This is a genomic window from Halobacillus rhizosphaerae (assembly GCF_046719735.1).
GTDB classification, from domain to species: Bacteria; Bacillota; Bacilli; order Bacillales; family Halobacillaceae; genus Halobacillus_B; species Halobacillus_B rhizosphaerae.
This window is the reverse complement of the sequence record NZ_JAUTWQ010000002.1, coordinates 62,552-78,838: the sequence shown is the minus strand read 5'-3', so window position 1 is coordinate 78,838 and position 16,287 is coordinate 62,552. Positions and strand designations below refer to the sequence as shown.

The following is a 16,287-nucleotide window of genomic DNA, read 5'->3' as shown; positions in this document are numbered from 1 at the left end:
ATGAACATTGGCTAGTATTAATTCCTTTCAGAAAATCAAAGAACTGCGAGAACGAGATAAGCAAGCTGAAATGAAAACCTATCAAGATTCTGTAGAGTCCTTTGAAGAGGTAGCAACGAAACTTTTTCATTTATTAGATGAAAAAGAGCAGGCAGAAGCTAAGTTTCAAATGATGATTGGGCGGTCTAAAGTAAATGCTGGTGCCTTTATTCAGCAACAGCACTACATAGAGAGATTGGATCAGACTGTAGATTCCCTGCAGCCTAAGGTCCAAGAAGCGAGGTACCATATGGAAGCGGCACAGGAAAAACTTACGAATGCTCATATAGAAGTGAAGAAATTCCAAATGCTGATTGACGCGAAATTGGAAAGGAAGGAAAAGTGGATAAAATCCGAAGAGAATAAGCAAATGGATGAATTATCAATGCAGCAGTACTTAAATTACAAAAATAGGTGATGGCATGGCAAAACTAGATCAAAATAAAGGCAGCAAACTGCAAAGCTTCTTTTTCATCATTGTCGTTCCGTTTATATTTGCAATAACTGTGGTCTTAATTATCCTCACCATTAGAGGGGTAGATGTTTTCGATTATGCTGGAAAAATCGGTAACAAGATTCCTGGGATCTCCAATGTAGTGACAACTTCAAATGAAGCTGATCATGCGAGAAAAACACAACAGCTGGAATCCTCCCTCACCTCTAGCCAGGATAAAGTAGCCAAGCTTAAACAAGAGGTAGATGGCAAACAGGCAGAAATTGACGAATTAAATCAGCAGGTGGAAAAGCTTAAATCTGAATTAGATTCTGCTAATGAATCAAAAAAAGAGAAATCCAGTACTATTAAAGAAGTTGCCAAGTCTTTTCAAGAAATGGATGAGAAATCCGCTGCTCCTATAATTGAAAAGATGGACAAGAATCTTGCAATTCAAGTTCTTGAGAAGGTTCCAAGCGAGCAAAGGGGAAAAATTTTAGGGGAAATGAATCCTGATTCTGCCGCGTCGATTACTAATTCGTTGCTTGCTGGGAACAGCCAGTAGAAGGAAAGTAGTTTCTTGAAAGGAGGTGAAAAATTGGGAAACCCGTTAACTTTATTGCTTTCGTCTGCTCCACATAACCCTATTACTGGAAGTGTAAACCATCGTCAGACACAGGGAACAACGAACAATTTCAAAAATCTGTTATCACATATAACTACGCCCTCCGCTGAACATGATACTGCTTCGCAAGTGCTGTCAGGCGATCCTCACTCTTTTCCGCGTTTATTAACCCAGCTTAAACAGCTGTTAGATAAACTAGGTTTGAGTCTGAATGGACTGGTGAGCGGACTACAAAACGAAACAGAAAAACAGAAGGGTTCGGCGAATGAAACTGAAGGAAATACAGATCAGATCGTTGCGGCTAATCAGGAGGAGAACAATAACGGGCAGCCGTCCTCATTAGTATTCAAAATAAAACAGCTGTTAGCTGACATTAATAATGAGGATGAAAAGGTGTTGAATCAAGAGGAGAAGCACCAGCTGACGGAAGTATTATTGGAAATTCTTCCATACTTTGAAGTGCAAGAAAAACCTACGATTGCTTTGACTGTTAGTAAGAATGGGATTGGATCTGTGAATCCTGCTAACCCGGTAAAACTTGATCAGCTTGAAACGGCACCATTGGAAAAGAAATTGCAAAAATTATGGTCTTCTTTTTTGGAAACTAGTAATGACTTTATCCAATCACAGACTGGGAAAAAGTCTGAAGAAGGGAAGATTAATCTCCAGTCTTTACCCGTTAAGGATGCGATTCTTGTGAAAGACGTGCTAAAAGATTGGCTGAAATTAAAGGGGAATCAAAAAGGGGACAGTAAGCAGGTTTTTCAGAAAATCTGGAATAAAGTAACAGAACAAGGAACACCTGTCCAGCGTCAACTATTCGATCATTTAGTGAAGACTTTCCAAAACCGGGCAGCTCTGCCTGCTACATACCATAATCAAACACCAATAAACGGCAGGGAAGTAGCAAAATGGATGGTTCAGACGATAGAAAAGTTGGATGCAAGCAAAGCGGAGAGTTCAAAGGCTTCAAGACAAACTGCCTTATCAGCCTCTTCTATGCCTATGTCGAAAATTGAGCAATTTACCATTCATTTAAACCAAAAACAACCAGCGGCCAGTTCTCAACAAGAATTCATCCAAAAATTTGAACGAGTAATCGCATCTAGCAAGCTCTTTACATCAAAATCAGGAGATATGCAGCTGCAGATAAAATTAAATCCTTCTAACCTTGGAGATATGACCATCAACTTAACTAAGCTAAACGGTGAAATGATGGTGAAAATTATGGTCAGTACCCAAGCGGCTAAAGACATGCTGGAAAGTAACATTCAGCAGCTTAGGCACATGTTTTCACCGCAGCATGTCCTAATTGAAAAGAATGACCAGCCAGTAGGTTCTCAAGCTTACTATACGGACGACCAGCAGGAAAATGGAGACTTTGAGCAATCCCAAGAACAGGACTCAAATCAGCCGGAGGACGAGCATACTCAGAGCAATCAAACAGAAGATCTGTCATTTCAGGAAATTTTGATGAACGAGAAAGTGTAGGTGAACACCGTGACGAAAATTGATCCAACTTTCTATTTGAAAAATCAGCAGCCGAAAACCGCTTCTAACGGAACGCTAGGCAAAGATGATTTTCTTAAAATACTAATGGCCCAGCTGCAAAACCAAAATCCGTTAGACCCGATGAAGGATAAAGAGTTTGTTTCACAAATGACACAGTTTTCCAGCTTAGAGCAAATGACAAACATGTCTGAATCTTTTCAGAACTATATGAACAGTCAAAACAGAACGCCAGTTGTTCAATACAGCAGTTTAATTGGAAAACAAGTCACTTACCCTGTAAAAGATGAAGAGACCGGTATGGTTGACCACCAGGCAGAAGGCACGGTTAAAGCGGTAAGCCAGTCAAATGGACAAACAAACTTGGAACTTGAAGACGGTTCTTCCGTAGCAGTAGAAGAGATTACGAAAGTTAGTAATGAAGAAGATTAAAAGAAGGAAGGCACGACTATGAACACTAGAATACATCAATTGCATCAGCCTTTACCTTCGTTTACTGGAAAACAATCAACGAAAAATAAATCCGTTTCTTTTCAGGATGTTCTGGAAACTACAAAACAGTTGAATGTAAGTAAACATGCCAGACAAAGGCTGGAGGACCGTAACATTCATATTAGTGATACAAAATGGAAACAAATTTCATCAAAAATGGCAGATGCACGTTCCAAAGGAGTCACAGATTCACTAGTCGTTATGAATGACGCTACTTTAGTAGTAAGTACCAAAAATAATACGGTAGTAACTGCGATGTCGCGGGAAGATGCAAGTTCTCATATTTTTACGAACATTAATGGCACGATTGTTATGGGAGATTAGGCTGGACCCTGAAGGGAAGCCAATATAGCTGTGGAAGGATTGAAGCAGCTTTAAAATACTAGTTGGGAAGGAATGTGAGCTTAATGCTACGTTCAATGTACTCAGGAATTTCTGGAATGAAAGGTTTCCAAGCTAAATTAGATACGATCGGTAATAATATCGCAAATGTTAATACTTATGGATACAAAAAAGGCAGGGTTACTTTTCAAGATACGATGAGTCAATCGATGTCCGGTGCTCAAGGCGCTATTCAGAATGGCAATGGTAATATCCGAGGAGGGATCAATCCTTCTCAAGTAGGGCTTGGTTCTCAGATTGGATCGGTTGATACCATTCACACACAAGGCAACCGGCAGACGACTAATCGTCCGCTTGACTTATCCCTTGAAGGAGATGGAATGTTTGTCTTGGGGGAAGGTACCCCCGGAAATGGAATTCAACCCGGCCAATCAATTGGTGATCTTCAAAATATCAATTTGAGTTTTACAAGAGCGGGAAATTTTTATTTGGATAGCGATGGTGCAATTGTCAATGGAGATGGGAAATATTTGATTGGCAAGCCCGGCAGTGGCAAGGGCAATCTCGCAGGTCCAATAACTATTCCAGATAATGCTCAAAGCTTTAGCATCCAAACAGATGGTACAGTCAACTTTGTCGATGAAACTGGAAATCCGCAAGTGGCCGGACAAATCCAATTAGCTAAATTCTCAAATCCAGGCGGCCTTCAAAAAGCGGGTAGTAATACGTTCAGAAATACAAATAACGCTGGCCTTTCCGATGATGGAAATGGAGGCTTTAATGACTTAGGTGATTTGATCGTAGCTGGAGAAGATGGAACCGGTCAAATGGTTTCCGGTGCATTGGAAATGTCCAACGTAGATTTAGCTGACTCCTTCACTGAAATGATTACGGCTCAGCGTGGTTTCCAGGCAAACACAAGAATTATTACGACTTCTGACGAAATACTGCAGGAGCTGGTGAATTTGAAACGATAATTAAAGGGGGAAAAGGAGTGTTCTTTTCATAAAGAACACTCCTGACATTCAATGATCTGCTTAACGAGGCTGAACGGGGAGTCATTTTGGTTTAATGCTTTATACATAGAGCAAGTTCAATCCCACCCGGACACGACGATCACGACTACGAAAGGAAGAAAATTTGTAGTTAAAGAACCAGAGGAAGCAGTCATTAAAAGCATTCGCCAGTTTTATCAAAAAATTGGATTATTACGAATCGTAGATAAGGCAGGTGAAGATAGCTTTGAAACCTAAACTGTTTAAAACGATGCTGATGATCTTAGGCACAATTACCATCCTTGGAGTCGCTGCTCTCATCTTAGTTATCAATTTAAATGACAGCGAGGCAAGCGGGGAAAGGTCTATTGATGACATCCGTGAAAGTTCTCTTTTAACAGAAGAGATCACTACAGACCTAAAGGATGGAGATTATGTAAGAATTCGCTTTAGGATTGTCACTGACAGCAAGAATGCATTGGAGGAATTGCAGAAACGTGATTTTCAAATGCAGAATATTATTTTGAAAAACCTTGCAACGATGGATTCTGGAGCTTTTAAATCTGGGTTAAATGATTTAGAAGAGACTGTCAAACTGAAATTAAATGAGCTCATGGATAAGGGGAAAGTTACCGACGTTTATACCGTGGAAAAAGTACTTCAATAATAGAAGAGAGTCAGACGCATGCTGACTTGGAGGTGAGGTTATTTGGCTGAAGAAGTACTTTCACAAAGTGAAATTGATTCCTTGCTTTCTGCACTTTCCACCGGGGAAATGGCTGCAGAGGATTTAAAGGTCGAGGAAAATGAAAAGAAAGTACGTGTGTATGACTTTAAACGTGCTTTAAGGTTTTCGAAAGATCAAATTAGAAGCTTGTCGCGGATACACGAAAATTTCGCGCGGCTGCTGACGACTTATTTTTCGGCTCAGCTTCGTACATATGTAAACATTTCGGTTGCATCTGTTGATCAACTGCCATACGAAGAATTCATTCGTTCGATTCCAACGATGACTATTTTAAATATTTTCAGCGTTTCGCCTTTAGAAGGCAGGATTTTACTAGAAACAAATCCTAATGTCGCTTATGCGATGCTGGACAGAGTTTTGGGTGGAAAGGGCAGTAGTGTAAACAAAATTGATAATTTAACCGAAATAGAAACGACAATTATGTCTCAGTTGTTTGAGCGTGCACTTGATAATTACCAGGAAGCCTGGGGCTCAGTTGTAGAGATCGATCCTGTTATGGAAGATTTCGAAGTGAACCCTCAATTTCTGCAAATGGTTTCTCCTAATGAAACAGTCGTGGTAGTTTCTTTAAACACGACTATAGGTGAGGCAAGCGGTATGATTAATTTTTGTATCCCGCACGTGGTACTTGAACCTATTCTGCCGAAGCTTTCCGTTCATTATTGGATGCAGAAACAGCAAACCAAAGAACGAAATGAGGAAGAGTATCAAGCGCTCAGCAAAACGGTTAAGAAAGCTCATGTGGATGTTAAGGCTATTTTAGGGGAAGCGGAAATGTCGATCCAGCAATTTCTACGGCTTCAAACGGACGATGTCATTCATTTGAATCAAGCGATTGATCAGCCGATGACTCTAAAAGTGGATCAGGAGAAAAAATTCTGGATCCAGCCAGGTAAATTGAGAAACAAAATGGCTGTCCAAGTTTTAGAAGAATTTAGAGAGGGGGCAGAAGATGATGAGTGATGATATGTTATCTCAAGATGAAATTGATGCTTTATTGAATGGCAGTGAAGAGGATGAGGATCTTCCTGTCGAGGAGGAACTGTCCGATTTAGAAGAAGATGCTTTAGGTGAGATTGGAAATATTTCTTTTGGAAGCTCTGCTACCGCCCTTTCCTCCCTTCTGAATCAGAAAGTCGAAATTACTACTCCGCAAATCTCTATCGTGCCGCGCTCCAGACTGAGAGATGAGTTTCCTAAGCCTCATGTAGCGGTCCAGGTTACCTATACTGACGGATTCTTTGGAGAAAATGTTCTGGTAATCCGTTCGCGGGATGCTGCGATCATTGCAGATCTTATGCTTGGTGGAGATGGGGTCTCTCCTGCTGATGTTTTACAGGAAATTCACTTAAGTGCTGTCCAGGAAGCTATGAACCAAATGATGGGTTCCGCTGCGACTAGCATGTCTACCATTTTTAATAAAAAGGTGGATATTTCTCCTCCTTCCATAGAGGTATTGAATTTAGAGGAAGATAAAGGAACAGAACAGCTTCCTGATGATGAGATTCTAGTGAAAGTGTCCTTTCAGTTGAAAATCGGCAGCTTAATAGATTCTAATATTATGCAGCTGCTTCCTATTCAATTTGCCAAGCAGTTAGTAGATGAACTTATGAACCCTGCTGATGATCAAGAAGATGACTTAAAGGAAACACCTAAGTCGCAGACACCTCCGCCAATGAAGGAGAAAACTGCGGATTCTGGCACTTCCGTTTTTCCGGATAAGGAAGCTTCTGAGCTTAAACCGGAGCCGCAGAAGGATCAACCTCAGCAGCAATTTGTAGGGGGTTCACAGGGACAGGAGATGGAGAATTCAAAGGTACAGTCTGCACAATTTCAAGATTTTGACTCTGTACAGCTGAATAACCACGAGCAAAAAAACCTCGATATGCTGATGGATATCCCTTTAAAGGTTACGGTAGAGCTGGGACGTACGAAGCGAACAATTCGAGAAATATTAGAAATTACCTCCGGTTCCGTTGTGGAGCTAGACAAACTAGCGGGAGAACCGGTAGATATCCATGTGAATGACAAATTAATGGCGAAAGGCGAAGTCGTAGTCATCGATGAAAATTTCGGTGTCCGGGTCACGGATATTGCAAGTCCCAAAGACCGGTTAAGTAAACTTCGTTAATTACATGAGGAGGAAATAGGATGGCAGAACGAATCTTAATAGTAGATGATGCAGCATTTATGAGAATGATGGTGAAGGATATTTTAACGAAGAATGGTTATGAAATTGCCGCCGAGGCAGAAGATGGACAAAAAGCAGTAGAGATGTATAAAGACCACAAGCCAGACTTAGTGACTATGGATATAACTATGCCGGAGATGGATGGAATTACAGCATTAAAGGAAATTAAGCAAATTAATCCGAACGCGAAAGTTATTATGTGCTCTGCTATGGGTCAGCAAGCGATGGTTGTCGATGCTATTCAAGCAGGCGCGAAAGACTTTATTGTCAAGCCGTTTCAGGCAGATCGCGTGATCGAAGCCATTCAAAAAGCTTTAAGCTAACGAATGAGAAGGGATCCTTATGTTTCAATCAACTAGAATGACAACTGTATGTCTGCTTCTATTTTTAAGTTTCTTTATGAGCAGTTCTGCTGTTTGGGCTGCCGGTCCGTCAGTGAGTGATTGTACGAAAAATCCAGAGCTTGATGGATGTGCTTCTCAGTCAGACGATGCTGGTAAAGAAGATGGAAATGAAAAAAAGGAAGGAGTAATTAGCTCCTCTTCCTCCAGAGAAGATCAAACGGCTCCTTTGATTTGGAGTATTGTTCGTTTGGTTTTCGTGTTAATTCTTGTTCTGGCCCTTATATATGGGCTGCTAAAGTTTTTCAATTCAAAAAACAAGTTAATGAACAGGAATCGCACAATGGAAAATCTCGGTGGAATGAACCTTGCGCCAAACCGATCTATTCAGGCGGTGAGAATCGGCACACAAGTATTCATTCTGGGAGTCGGGGACTCGGTGGAAATCATTACAGAGATAACCAACGAGGAAACAAAAGAGCACTTATTAAACAGAGAAGAAGGAAATCTGGACCAGGTATTTGGCATGAAGAAGTGGCTGACGAAGTTCAATAAAAAAGACCGCCAGCCTAAAGATCATTCCTCCACGGTTCAATTTCAGCAAATGTTCGAAAAGCAGTTAAATGAAATGAAAGAAAAACGTAAGGAATGGAAGAAGGAGAAGAAGGAGAAGAAGGAGGGTCGGGATTATGAATGATTTTATTGATATGTTTTCAAGTTCTGATCCTGAAAACGTCGCGAATTCGGTGAAACTTTTACTTCTCCTGACTGTTTTATCTCTTGCCCCGAGTATCCTTATTTTGATGACTTGCTTTACTAGGATTATCATTGTTCTGTCTTTTGTCAGAACCTCACTTGCGACTCAGCAAATGCCACCTAATCAGGTACTTGTGGGGATCGCATTGTTTTTGACATTCTTTATCATGGCGCCCACGTTTCAACAGGTAAATGAACAGGCGCTGACTCCCTTATTTAATGAAGAGATCACCTTGGACGAAGCTTATCAAAAGGCAAGCGATCCAATGAAAGATTTTATGGCGAAACATACAAGGCAGAAGGATCTTGCTTTATTTATGAATTACTCTCAAATGGAACGGCCGGAACAAGTGGAGGATATTCCGTTAACTACTTTAGTTCCTGCCTACACCATTAGTGAATTAAAAACGGCATTTCAAATGGGATTTATGATTTTCATTCCTTTCTTGGTCATCGATATGGCAGTTGCCAGCGTGTTAATGTCCATGGGGATGATGATGCTGCCGCCAGTGATGATCTCCCTTCCATTTAAAATTCTACTATTTGTGTTGGTGGATGGCTGGTACTTAATTACTAAATCACTGCTGGAAGGATTTTAAGCAGAGGAGGACAATCTTTTGAATTCAGAATTGGTTATATCATTTGCAAAAGAAGGCATTTATACAATCTTACTCGTAACTGGTCCTTTACTCGTCCTGGCTCTTGCAGTTGGTTTGTTAGTTAGTATTTTTCAGGCAACGACCCAAATACAGGAACAGACACTGGCTTTTATTCCGAAAATAGTTGCCGTTATGGTAGGTTTAATCTTTTTTGGACCATGGATGCTGACGAACATGGTAGAATTCGCCGCCGATATCTTTAAAAATTTGAACATGCTGGCAGGATAACGAATGCTTCAGTCTTTTCATTTTGTCAATCTGCCGGCTTTTTTATTAATTTTGATTCGCGTGACTTCTTTTTTCGTAAGCGTGCCCTTATTTTCTTATCGGAATGTTCCGACCCGTTATAAAATAGCTTTTAGTTTTTTTCTTGCTTTATTAATGTACTCAACGATTGATTTGCCTGAATTATCGATAGACGCTGATTACTACCTTCTCTTACTGAAAGAAGCAGGAGTCGGTTTGTCCATTGGTCTACTCGCTTATATAGTCCTTGCAGCGATTCAGATAGCTGGCGGATTTATTGACTTTCAAATGGGGTTTGCAATTGCAAATGTCATTGATCCCCAGACAGGGGCACAAAGTCCATTAATTGGTCAATATCTTTATATGTTTACCTTACTATTTATCTTAGCAGTTAACGGTCACCACTTAATCATTGATGGAGTCTTTTACAGTTATCAGCTGATCCCTCTCGATCAGTTTATTCCAATCGAAAATGGAAAATGGATTCATTACATTTTAAATAGTTTTAATAAGATGTTTGTCATTGCTTTTTTAATGGCATCTCCAATTGTCGGCTGTTTATTTCTCGTAGATATAGCTCTTGGGATTATCGCTCGGACAGTCCCTCAGCTAAACGTTTTTGTGGTAGGTCTTCCTTTGAAAATTTTCATCGGTTTATCTGTTCTTGTGATTGCGATGACCTTTTACATCATGCTTATAAAAAATTTATTCGAAACGATGCTGACGACGATGGAAGGGCTCATTAAAATCTTTGGAGGCGGATAGAATGCTGAATCTAGACTTGCAATACTTTGCAGCCGATGAGAAAACGGAAAAAGCGACACCAAAAAAACGGCAGGATTCTAGAAAAAAGGGACAGGTGCCGAAGAGTCAGGACGTGAATACAGGTTTTTTGCTGCTTATGGTATTTGGCCTGTTATTCCTCATGGGAGGAAGTTTGAAAGAAACGCTGACAGGAATATTTCAGCATTCATTTCAGGAATATATTACTTGGGAAGTAACAGAGAACCAAGTTTACACGGTATTTGTCGAAACCTTATTGGAAGTAAGTAAAGTGGTTGTCCCCCTTATGGGAATAGCGATCATCGCTGGTTTGACGTCTAATTTCCTCCAAGTGGGAGTTATGTTCACAGGCGAACCGCTAAAAATGGACTTAAAAAAATTAGATCCTATCCAAGGCGCGAAAAAGATTTTTTCTGCCCGTGCCCTGGTAGAACTTGTGAAATCATTGCTGAAAATTTCATTGATTGGAACCATTACTTTTTCAATTATCTGGCTGAACAAAGATCATATGCTGATGGTTTCCCAAACATCAGTTGAAGGTGCATTGGCATTCTTTGGTCGTACAGCGGTCATTATGGGACTTGCTTCCGCTCTCGCTTTGCTTCTGCTTTCTGTATTGGATTATTCTTATCAAAGGTTTGATCATGAAAAAAATATTCGGATGTCCAAGCAGGATGTGAAAGATGAGCATAAAAACATGGAAGGCGATCCGCAAATTAAATCAAAAATTAAAGAAAAGCAAAGACAGATGTCCGCATCCAGAATGATGAGTGAAGTTCCAAACGCGGATGTCGTCATAACTAATCCCACCCATTATGCAATCGCTGTGAAGTATGATGAAGATAAATCCGATGCTCCTTATGTTGTTGCTAAAGGTGTAGATTTTCTCGCTTTAAAGATTAAAGAAACTGCCAAAATGCACGATGTCATCACTGTGGAAAATCGACCTTTAGCAAGAGCATTGTATCAGCACTCAGAGATTGATCAGTCTATAGATGAACAATTTTACAAAGCCGTTGCAGAAATTCTTGCTTATGTCTATCAATTACAGAAAAAAGCGTAGCCCAAAGGAGTGAGGTGCATGTCCGCAAAAGACCTATCAGTCATATTAGGAGTTATATTAATCATCGTTATGCTTGTCATTCCTTTGCCTGGCTGGCTGCTTAGTTTTTTCATCTTAATTAATATTACCTTGGCTTTAATTGTGATTTTAGTTTCCATGAATATGGATGAGGCCTTGCAATTCGCCATCTTTCCTTCCTTATTACTATTATTAACTTTATTTAGACTTGGGTTGAATGTATCGACAACTCGTTCCATTTTATCGGATGCCCAGGCGGGCGGTGTAGTTGCGACGTTCGGTTCTTTTGTAACCGGCGGTAATCCACTGGTAGGATTTGTTGTCTTTATTATTTTAATCATCATTCAGTTTCTGGTTATTACCAAAGGGGCCGAAAGGGTATCCGAAGTTGCAGCCAGATTCACCCTGGATGCTATGCCAGGGAAGCAAATGAGTATTGATGCTGATTTAAACGCAGGAATGATCAATGAAATCCAAGCTAAAGAACGCCGCCAAAAAGTGGAAAACGAAGCGGATTTTTATGGCGCTATGGACGGTGCCAGTAAATTTGTTAAAGGTGATGCGATTGCAGGAATTATTATTGTACTTATTAATATTATATTTGGTCTCATTATTGGAATGGTCCAAATGGATATGTCATTTAATGAAGCTGTCGATACATATATGAGATTAACAGTGGGGGACGGACTCGTCAGTCAAATTCCGGCGTTACTCATTTCAACGGCGACAGGAATAGTAGTTACAAGAGTTGCATCAGAAGGGAATTTAAGTACGGATATTACCAGTCAGCTTCTTCGTTACCCTAAGCTTTTATACATCGCGGGAGCTACGATCTTCTTACTGGGGTTAACGCCCATTCCTTTCTTTATAACAACGTTAATCGCTTGCCTTCTTTTCTTTGGGGGATACTGGTTATCGCGAGAGGAAAGAATTCCGGAAGTGGAAGAACCTGAAGAAACCGATCAAGCAGAAAGTGATCAGATGAGATCTCCTGAAAATGTGGTGAGCTTAATAAGCATGGATCCTATTGAATTTGAATTTGGCTATGCCCTCATTCCAATTGCGGATACGAGTCAGGGAGGAGACTTGCTGGATCGAATCGTGATGATTCGCCGTCAGCTTGCTATCGAACTGGGGATTGTCATTCCGGTAGTCCGAATTCGAGATAACATTCAGCTGGGAGCTAACGAATACCGGTTAAAAGTAAAAGGAAATCAGGTCGCTTATGGGGAGCTGCTGCTTGATCACTATTTAGCCATGAGTCCTGGAGGAGCTGAAGATGAAATTGAAGGCATTGAAACCACGGAGCCTGCATTCGGGCTGCCTGCTAAATGGATTACCGAGGATTTGAAAGATGAAGCAGAATTGTCGGGATATACAGTGGTGGATCCCCCATCCGTAGTTTCTACTCATATTACTGAAGTCATTAAACAGCACGCTCATCAATTATTAGGACGACAGGAAACACAGCAGCTAATTGATCATCTGAAGGAATCCTATCCGATTCTGGCAGACGAAGTTACTCCTGATCCTTTATCTATTGGCGATATTCAAAAAGTTCTTGCCAAGCTCCTGCGGGAAAATATATCAGTAAAAAATCTACCCGTAATTTTTGAAACGCTGGCTGACTTTGGTCGGATGACCAACGATACCGACTTACTAGCTGAATACAGCAGGCAGGCGCTTGCAGCTCAAATCACCAGCCAATATCGTTCAGCTGACGACAGTGTAAAAGTAATCACCGTTTCCGGAAGGGTAGAAAAGATATTAGCAGATCATATTCAGCAGACAGAACATGGGAGCTATTTAGCGTTGGATCCGGATTCTCAGCAAACGATCATAAATGCAGTTGCAGAGCAGGCAGAGCAAATGTCCCTTCAGGAAGAAACAGCCATTCTCCTTTGCTCGCCAGCAGTCCGCATGTATTTAAAACAACTGTTAGACCGTTTTTTACCGCTAGTGGTTGTTTTATCTTACAATGAGCTGGAACCAAGTGTTGAGGTACAAAGTGTAGGGGTGGTGAACGTGGCATGAAGATAAAGAAATTTATTGCACCAACGATGCCGGAAGCTATGAAAAAAGTAAGACAGGAACTGGGACCAGATGCCGTAATTTTGAATTCGAAAAATGTGAAGACGGGCGGTTTTCTCGGGATGTTTAAAAAAATGAACATCGAGGTCATTGCTGCATTGGATCCTGCCGCCAGCCGTGGCAAAGTAAAGGAACCGTATATTAATAGGAAAAACCGGCTCCCAGAGAATTATCCCCCTGCTTCCGACTCAGATGAAGTTCTAAAAGAATTAAAGCATTTGAAAACACTCATGAAAGAACAGAAGCAACAGCCACTATTTCATGACTCCTGCCAAAAGTTGTACGAACATTTATTAAATCAGGAGTTAGATAAAGAATTGGCGCATGAGTTTACAACATTGGTGGAAGGAAACCAATTAAGCTTGAATTCCATGACGTCTTCCAAACGAGATATGGTAAATATGCTTAGTGAAAAATTAGGAAAGACGGTTCAATTCCCTGAACTTTATTCTAAACAATTCGTCCATTTAGTCGGTCCAACAGGAGTAGGAAAAACTACAACGATTGCTAAAATAGCAGCAGATGCCATGCTGAATAGAGATTTAAACGTGGCGCTAATTACAATTGATACGTATCGAATCGCTGCTATTGACCAATTAAGAACGTACGCTAAAATTCTAGACATTCCTTTTGAGGTTGCTTATAACTTTGAAGAGTACATAGCAGCAAGAGAGAAATTTGCTAAGTATGACCTCATTCTCGTCGATACAGCAGGCAGAAATTTTAAAGAAATCTTTCACGTACAAGAACTAAAAGAAACGATGGATTTTAATCAGAACACTGCTACTCATCTGGTGCTCTCATTAACTTCAAAGGAAAGAGATATGAAGGAAATTATTCGAAATTTCAAAGAAATTCCTGTTTACCAATTAATATTTACTAAAACGGATGAAGCTTCTGTTTTCGGACCTGCGATCAACATAGCGAGGCAGCATGAAATGGGAATTGCTTATTTAACAAACGGCCAAGACGTACCAGATGATATTGTTAAGTGTACTTCTAATAAACTTGCTTCTCTGCTCATGGAGGACTTCGAATGAAAGATCAAGCAGAACAGCTTCGTAACAGACTGAAAATCCGTGACACTCCCGCAGCAGGAAAGACGATAGCGATTGCAAGCGGGAAGGGCGGTGTAGGGAAATCAAATTTTACCATTAATTTTGCTCTACAATTAGTGCAATTAAATAAGAAAGTCCTCATCTTTGATCTGGATATCGGCATGGGGAACATCGATATTCTGCTCGGTGTTTCTCCTCGATATTCTATTGTTGATTTGTTTACTAAAGATCTTACCATTCATGATATTATTGAACTAGGACCAAATAACCTATCTTATATAGCAGGGGGAGCTGGTTTAGCGAATCTTTTTCAATTGGATGAGAGTAAATTTGAGTATTTCCAATCCCAATTCTCCCAACTTGCCATCGCTTACGATTACATTTTATTTGATATGGGTGCAGGAGTGTCTGCAGACGGTTTGAGCTTCATTTCGGCAGCAGATGAGGCAGTCGTGGTGACAACGCCGGAACCGACCTCCATTACGGACGGCTATTCGATGATTAAACATCTAGTAACGAAAGATAAGAACTTACCAATCTATCTACTCCTCAACCGGGCGTTAAATGTTCACTCTGGACAAAAAGCATTTCAAAGACTTGAAAAAGTGGCAGAGCATTTTCTAACAAAGACGATTCATTCATTAGGAGTCATTCCTGAAGACCGAAGTGTGATGCAAGCAGTGGCAAAACAGATACCTTTCTGCATTAATAGTCCTAAAAGCAAAGCCAGCGCGGCAGTTGCCGGGATAGCCAAACGCTACGTTGCCGATCGAATAGAAGAAAAGGAACGAAAGGAAAGTTCGTTTCTAACTAAACTTAAAAGATTTGTATTAGAAAGGTAGTCCCCATGAATAAAGTGCAAGTTTTAGTTGTAGATGATTCAGCATTTATGAGAAAGATGATTTCAGATATTTTAAATAAGGACTTCCGAATTGAGGTGATCGGCACTGCAAGAGATGGGCTTGATTGTCTACATAAACTTACGACGCTGACTCCTGATGTAATTACAATGGACATAGAAATGCCTAAACTAGACGGCCTGCAAACATTGAGGAATATTATGGAAAAACGTCCCCTGCCTGTAGTAATGGTTTCAAGTTTAACAAGTCAAAGCGCAGAGAGTACATTTCAGGCATTGCATTTGGGAGCCGTGGATTTTATTGAAAAGCCTTCGGGATCCATTTCCCTTGATATGGAGAAAGTATCTCGGCCAATTATCCGTAAAGTTATTGCAGCAAGCGGAGCAAAAGTTACCGCTTTTCCTTGGAAAGAACCCCCAGCTTGCTATAAACCCCTCCGCTCTCGTATTGAGCAGCCAATGATAGTCGCTATTGGCACTTCGACGGGTGGACCGAGGGCATTACAAAAAGTATTAACTGATCTTCCGGCCGACTTTCCTTTGCCGATTGTGATTGTCCAGCATATGCCTCGGGGCTTTACCCGGTCATTAGCAGCTCGTTTAAACAAACTTTCGCTGATCACCGTTAAAGAAGCGGAAGACCAAGAAGAATTAACAGGCGGTACCGCTTATATTGCACCTGGGGATTTTCATATGAATATTGTTTCTAAGGGCAATAAACTCTATGTTGAGCTCGACCAATCAGACGCTGTAAATGGCCACAGACCAGCTGTGAATCGGATGCTTTCTTCTTTAGCTGCTTTAAAGCAAGTGCGTACCATAGCCGTTATTATGACGGGGATGGGGGCAGATGGGATGGAGGGTCTCCTTCAACTTAAGGATGCCTGTCCTCAAACTTATGCGATTGCAGAAGCACAGGAATCCTGTATTGTGTTCGGAATGCCAAAGTCGATCATTAAAACAGGGTTAGCCGACCAAGTTTTACCGTTAGAGCAGTTAAGTAAAGAAATTATTCAGACCATCAGCTAACCACAAGGGG

The 16,287-nt window shown here is 40.8% G+C and carries 20 protein-coding genes; all 20 read left to right on the top strand.

The genetic code is table 11. The features are described from left to right. Positions 1-7 precede the first annotated feature (7 nt). The 20 genes from fliJ to Q7A53_RS04455 all read left to right on the top strand — a co-directional run bounded on the left by fliJ (position 8) and on the right by Q7A53_RS04455 (position 16,277). Positions 8-457, top strand: a complete 450-nt coding sequence (gene fliJ, locus Q7A53_RS04550; protein WP_411787943.1) for a flagellar export protein FliJ — start codon at positions 8-10, stop codon at positions 455-457. Between the two features lie 4 nt (positions 458-461). After that, positions 462-1,037 carry a MotE family protein gene (locus tag Q7A53_RS04545; RefSeq protein WP_411787942.1) on the top strand — a complete coding sequence of 192 codons (576 nt, stop codon included), beginning with the start codon at positions 462-464 and terminating at the stop codon, positions 1,035-1,037. Positions 1,038-1,070: 33 nt separating this feature from the next. Further along, the gene (locus Q7A53_RS04540; RefSeq protein WP_411787941.1) at positions 1,071-2,588 is read left to right on the top strand and encodes a flagellar hook-length control protein FliK; all 1,518 of its coding nucleotides are present in this window, start codon (positions 1,071-1,073) and stop codon (positions 2,586-2,588) included. Positions 2,589-2,597: 9 nt separating this feature from the next. Beyond that, positions 2,598-3,038, top strand: a complete 441-nt coding sequence (gene flgD, locus Q7A53_RS04535; protein WP_411787940.1) for a flagellar hook assembly protein FlgD — start codon at positions 2,598-2,600, stop codon at positions 3,036-3,038. A gap of 18 nt (positions 3,039-3,056) precedes the next feature. After that, positions 3,057-3,422, top strand: a complete 366-nt coding sequence (locus Q7A53_RS04530; RefSeq protein WP_411787939.1) for a TIGR02530 family flagellar biosynthesis protein — start codon at positions 3,057-3,059, stop codon at positions 3,420-3,422. 83 nt (positions 3,423-3,505) lie between these two features. Continuing rightward, complete coding sequence (gene flgG, locus Q7A53_RS04525) at positions 3,506-4,417, top strand: flagellar basal body rod protein FlgG (protein ID WP_411787938.1); 912 nt, start codon at positions 3,506-3,508, stop codon at positions 4,415-4,417. Positions 4,418-4,468: 51 nt separating this feature from the next. Next, positions 4,469-4,693: a flagellar FlbD family protein gene (locus tag Q7A53_RS04520; RefSeq protein WP_411787937.1), complete on the top strand. Its 225-nt coding sequence runs from the start codon at positions 4,469-4,471 to the stop codon at positions 4,691-4,693. Beyond that, positions 4,683-5,102 carry a flagellar basal body-associated protein FliL gene (fliL, locus tag Q7A53_RS04515; protein ID WP_411787936.1) on the top strand — a complete coding sequence of 140 codons (420 nt, stop codon included), beginning with the start codon at positions 4,683-4,685 and terminating at the stop codon, positions 5,100-5,102. The genes Q7A53_RS04520 and fliL overlap by 11 nt, the downstream gene beginning before the upstream one ends. A 42-nt stretch (positions 5,103-5,144) precedes the next feature. Further along, complete coding sequence (gene fliM / locus Q7A53_RS04510; RefSeq protein WP_411787935.1) at positions 5,145-6,146, top strand: flagellar motor switch protein FliM; 1,002 nt, start codon at positions 5,145-5,147, stop codon at positions 6,144-6,146. Continuing rightward, entirely contained in the window at positions 6,136-7,314 is a 1,179-nt protein-coding gene (fliY, locus tag Q7A53_RS04505; protein ID WP_411787934.1) for a flagellar motor switch phosphatase FliY, read from the top strand. Before fliM ends, fliY begins: the two co-directional genes overlap by 11 nt. Before the next feature lie 20 nt (positions 7,315-7,334). Next, complete coding sequence (locus Q7A53_RS04500) at positions 7,335-7,697, top strand: response regulator (protein ID WP_411787933.1); 363 nt, start codon at positions 7,335-7,337, stop codon at positions 7,695-7,697. A gap of 19 nt (positions 7,698-7,716) precedes the next feature. Then, positions 7,717-8,412 (top strand): flagellar biosynthetic protein FliO, encoded by a 696-nt coding sequence (locus Q7A53_RS04495; protein ID WP_411787932.1) that lies wholly within the window; start codon positions 7,717-7,719, stop codon positions 8,410-8,412. After that, positions 8,405-9,070, top strand: coding sequence for a flagellar type III secretion system pore protein FliP (fliP, locus tag Q7A53_RS04490; RefSeq protein ID WP_411787931.1), 666 nt, complete (start codon positions 8,405-8,407; stop codon positions 9,068-9,070). Before Q7A53_RS04495 ends, fliP begins: the two co-directional genes overlap by 8 nt. A gap of 18 nt (positions 9,071-9,088) precedes the next feature. Then, positions 9,089-9,358, top strand: a complete 270-nt coding sequence (gene fliQ, locus Q7A53_RS04485) for a flagellar biosynthesis protein FliQ (protein ID WP_411787930.1) — start codon at positions 9,089-9,091, stop codon at positions 9,356-9,358. A 3-nt stretch (positions 9,359-9,361) separates the two neighbouring features. Next, complete coding sequence (gene fliR / locus Q7A53_RS04480) at positions 9,362-10,141, top strand: flagellar biosynthetic protein FliR (RefSeq protein ID WP_411787929.1); 780 nt, start codon at positions 9,362-9,364, stop codon at positions 10,139-10,141. A 1-nt stretch (position 10,142) separates the two neighbouring features. Beyond that, positions 10,143-11,222, top strand: a complete 1,080-nt coding sequence (gene flhB, locus Q7A53_RS04475) for a flagellar biosynthesis protein FlhB (protein ID WP_411787928.1) — start codon at positions 10,143-10,145, stop codon at positions 11,220-11,222. An 18-nt stretch (positions 11,223-11,240) separates the two neighbouring features. After that, on the top strand, positions 11,241-13,274 hold the full coding sequence (gene flhA, locus Q7A53_RS04470) for a flagellar biosynthesis protein FlhA (RefSeq protein WP_411787927.1): 2,034 nt from the start codon (positions 11,241-11,243) through the stop codon (positions 13,272-13,274). Continuing rightward, on the top strand, positions 13,271-14,371 hold the full coding sequence (gene flhF, locus Q7A53_RS04465; RefSeq protein ID WP_411787926.1) for a flagellar biosynthesis protein FlhF: 1,101 nt from the start codon (positions 13,271-13,273) through the stop codon (positions 14,369-14,371). The genes flhA and flhF overlap by 4 nt, the downstream gene beginning before the upstream one ends. Further along, positions 14,368-15,231, top strand: a complete 864-nt coding sequence (locus Q7A53_RS04460) for a MinD/ParA family protein (protein ID WP_411787925.1) — start codon at positions 14,368-14,370, stop codon at positions 15,229-15,231. The genes flhF and Q7A53_RS04460 overlap by 4 nt, the downstream gene beginning before the upstream one ends. 5 nt (positions 15,232-15,236) lie before the next feature. Beyond that, positions 15,237-16,277, top strand: coding sequence for a protein-glutamate methylesterase/protein-glutamine glutaminase (locus tag Q7A53_RS04455; protein WP_411787924.1), 1,041 nt, complete (start codon positions 15,237-15,239; stop codon positions 16,275-16,277). Positions 16,278-16,287 lie beyond the last annotated feature (10 nt).

Excerpts from the sequence above, each read along its gene's own strand:
- Q7A53_RS04495 (WP_411787932.1), top strand. The coding sequence starts at position 7,717 with ATGTTTCAATCAACTAGAATGACAACTGTATGTCTGCTTCTATTTTTA.
- fliP (WP_411787931.1), top strand. The coding sequence starts at position 8,405 with ATGAATGATTTTATTGATATGTTTTCAAGTTCTGATCCTGAAAACGTC.
- Q7A53_RS04460 (WP_411787925.1), top strand. The coding sequence starts at position 14,368 with ATGAAAGATCAAGCAGAACAGCTTCGTAACAGACTGAAAATCCGTGAC.
- flgG (WP_411787938.1), top strand. The coding sequence starts at position 3,506 with ATGCTACGTTCAATGTACTCAGGAATTTCTGGAATGAAAGGTTTCCAA.
- fliY (WP_411787934.1), top strand. The coding sequence starts at position 6,136 with ATGATGAGTGATGATATGTTATCTCAAGATGAAATTGATGCTTTATTG.
- Q7A53_RS04455 (WP_411787924.1), top strand. The coding sequence starts at position 15,237 with ATGAATAAAGTGCAAGTTTTAGTTGTAGATGATTCAGCATTTATGAGA.
- flhA (WP_411787927.1), top strand. The coding sequence starts at position 11,241 with ATGTCCGCAAAAGACCTATCAGTCATATTAGGAGTTATATTAATCATC.
- flhF (WP_411787926.1), top strand. The coding sequence starts at position 13,271 with ATGAAGATAAAGAAATTTATTGCACCAACGATGCCGGAAGCTATGAAA.
- Q7A53_RS04520 (WP_411787937.1), top strand. The coding sequence starts at position 4,469 with ATGATCTGCTTAACGAGGCTGAACGGGGAGTCATTTTGGTTTAATGCT.
- Q7A53_RS04530 (WP_411787939.1), top strand. The coding sequence starts at position 3,057 with ATGAACACTAGAATACATCAATTGCATCAGCCTTTACCTTCGTTTACT.
- fliR (WP_411787929.1), top strand. The coding sequence starts at position 9,362 with ATGCTTCAGTCTTTTCATTTTGTCAATCTGCCGGCTTTTTTATTAATT.
- Q7A53_RS04500 (WP_411787933.1), top strand. The coding sequence starts at position 7,335 with ATGGCAGAACGAATCTTAATAGTAGATGATGCAGCATTTATGAGAATG.
- flhB (WP_411787928.1), top strand. The coding sequence starts at position 10,143 with ATGCTGAATCTAGACTTGCAATACTTTGCAGCCGATGAGAAAACGGAA.
- Q7A53_RS04545 (WP_411787942.1), top strand. The coding sequence starts at position 462 with ATGGCAAAACTAGATCAAAATAAAGGCAGCAAACTGCAAAGCTTCTTT.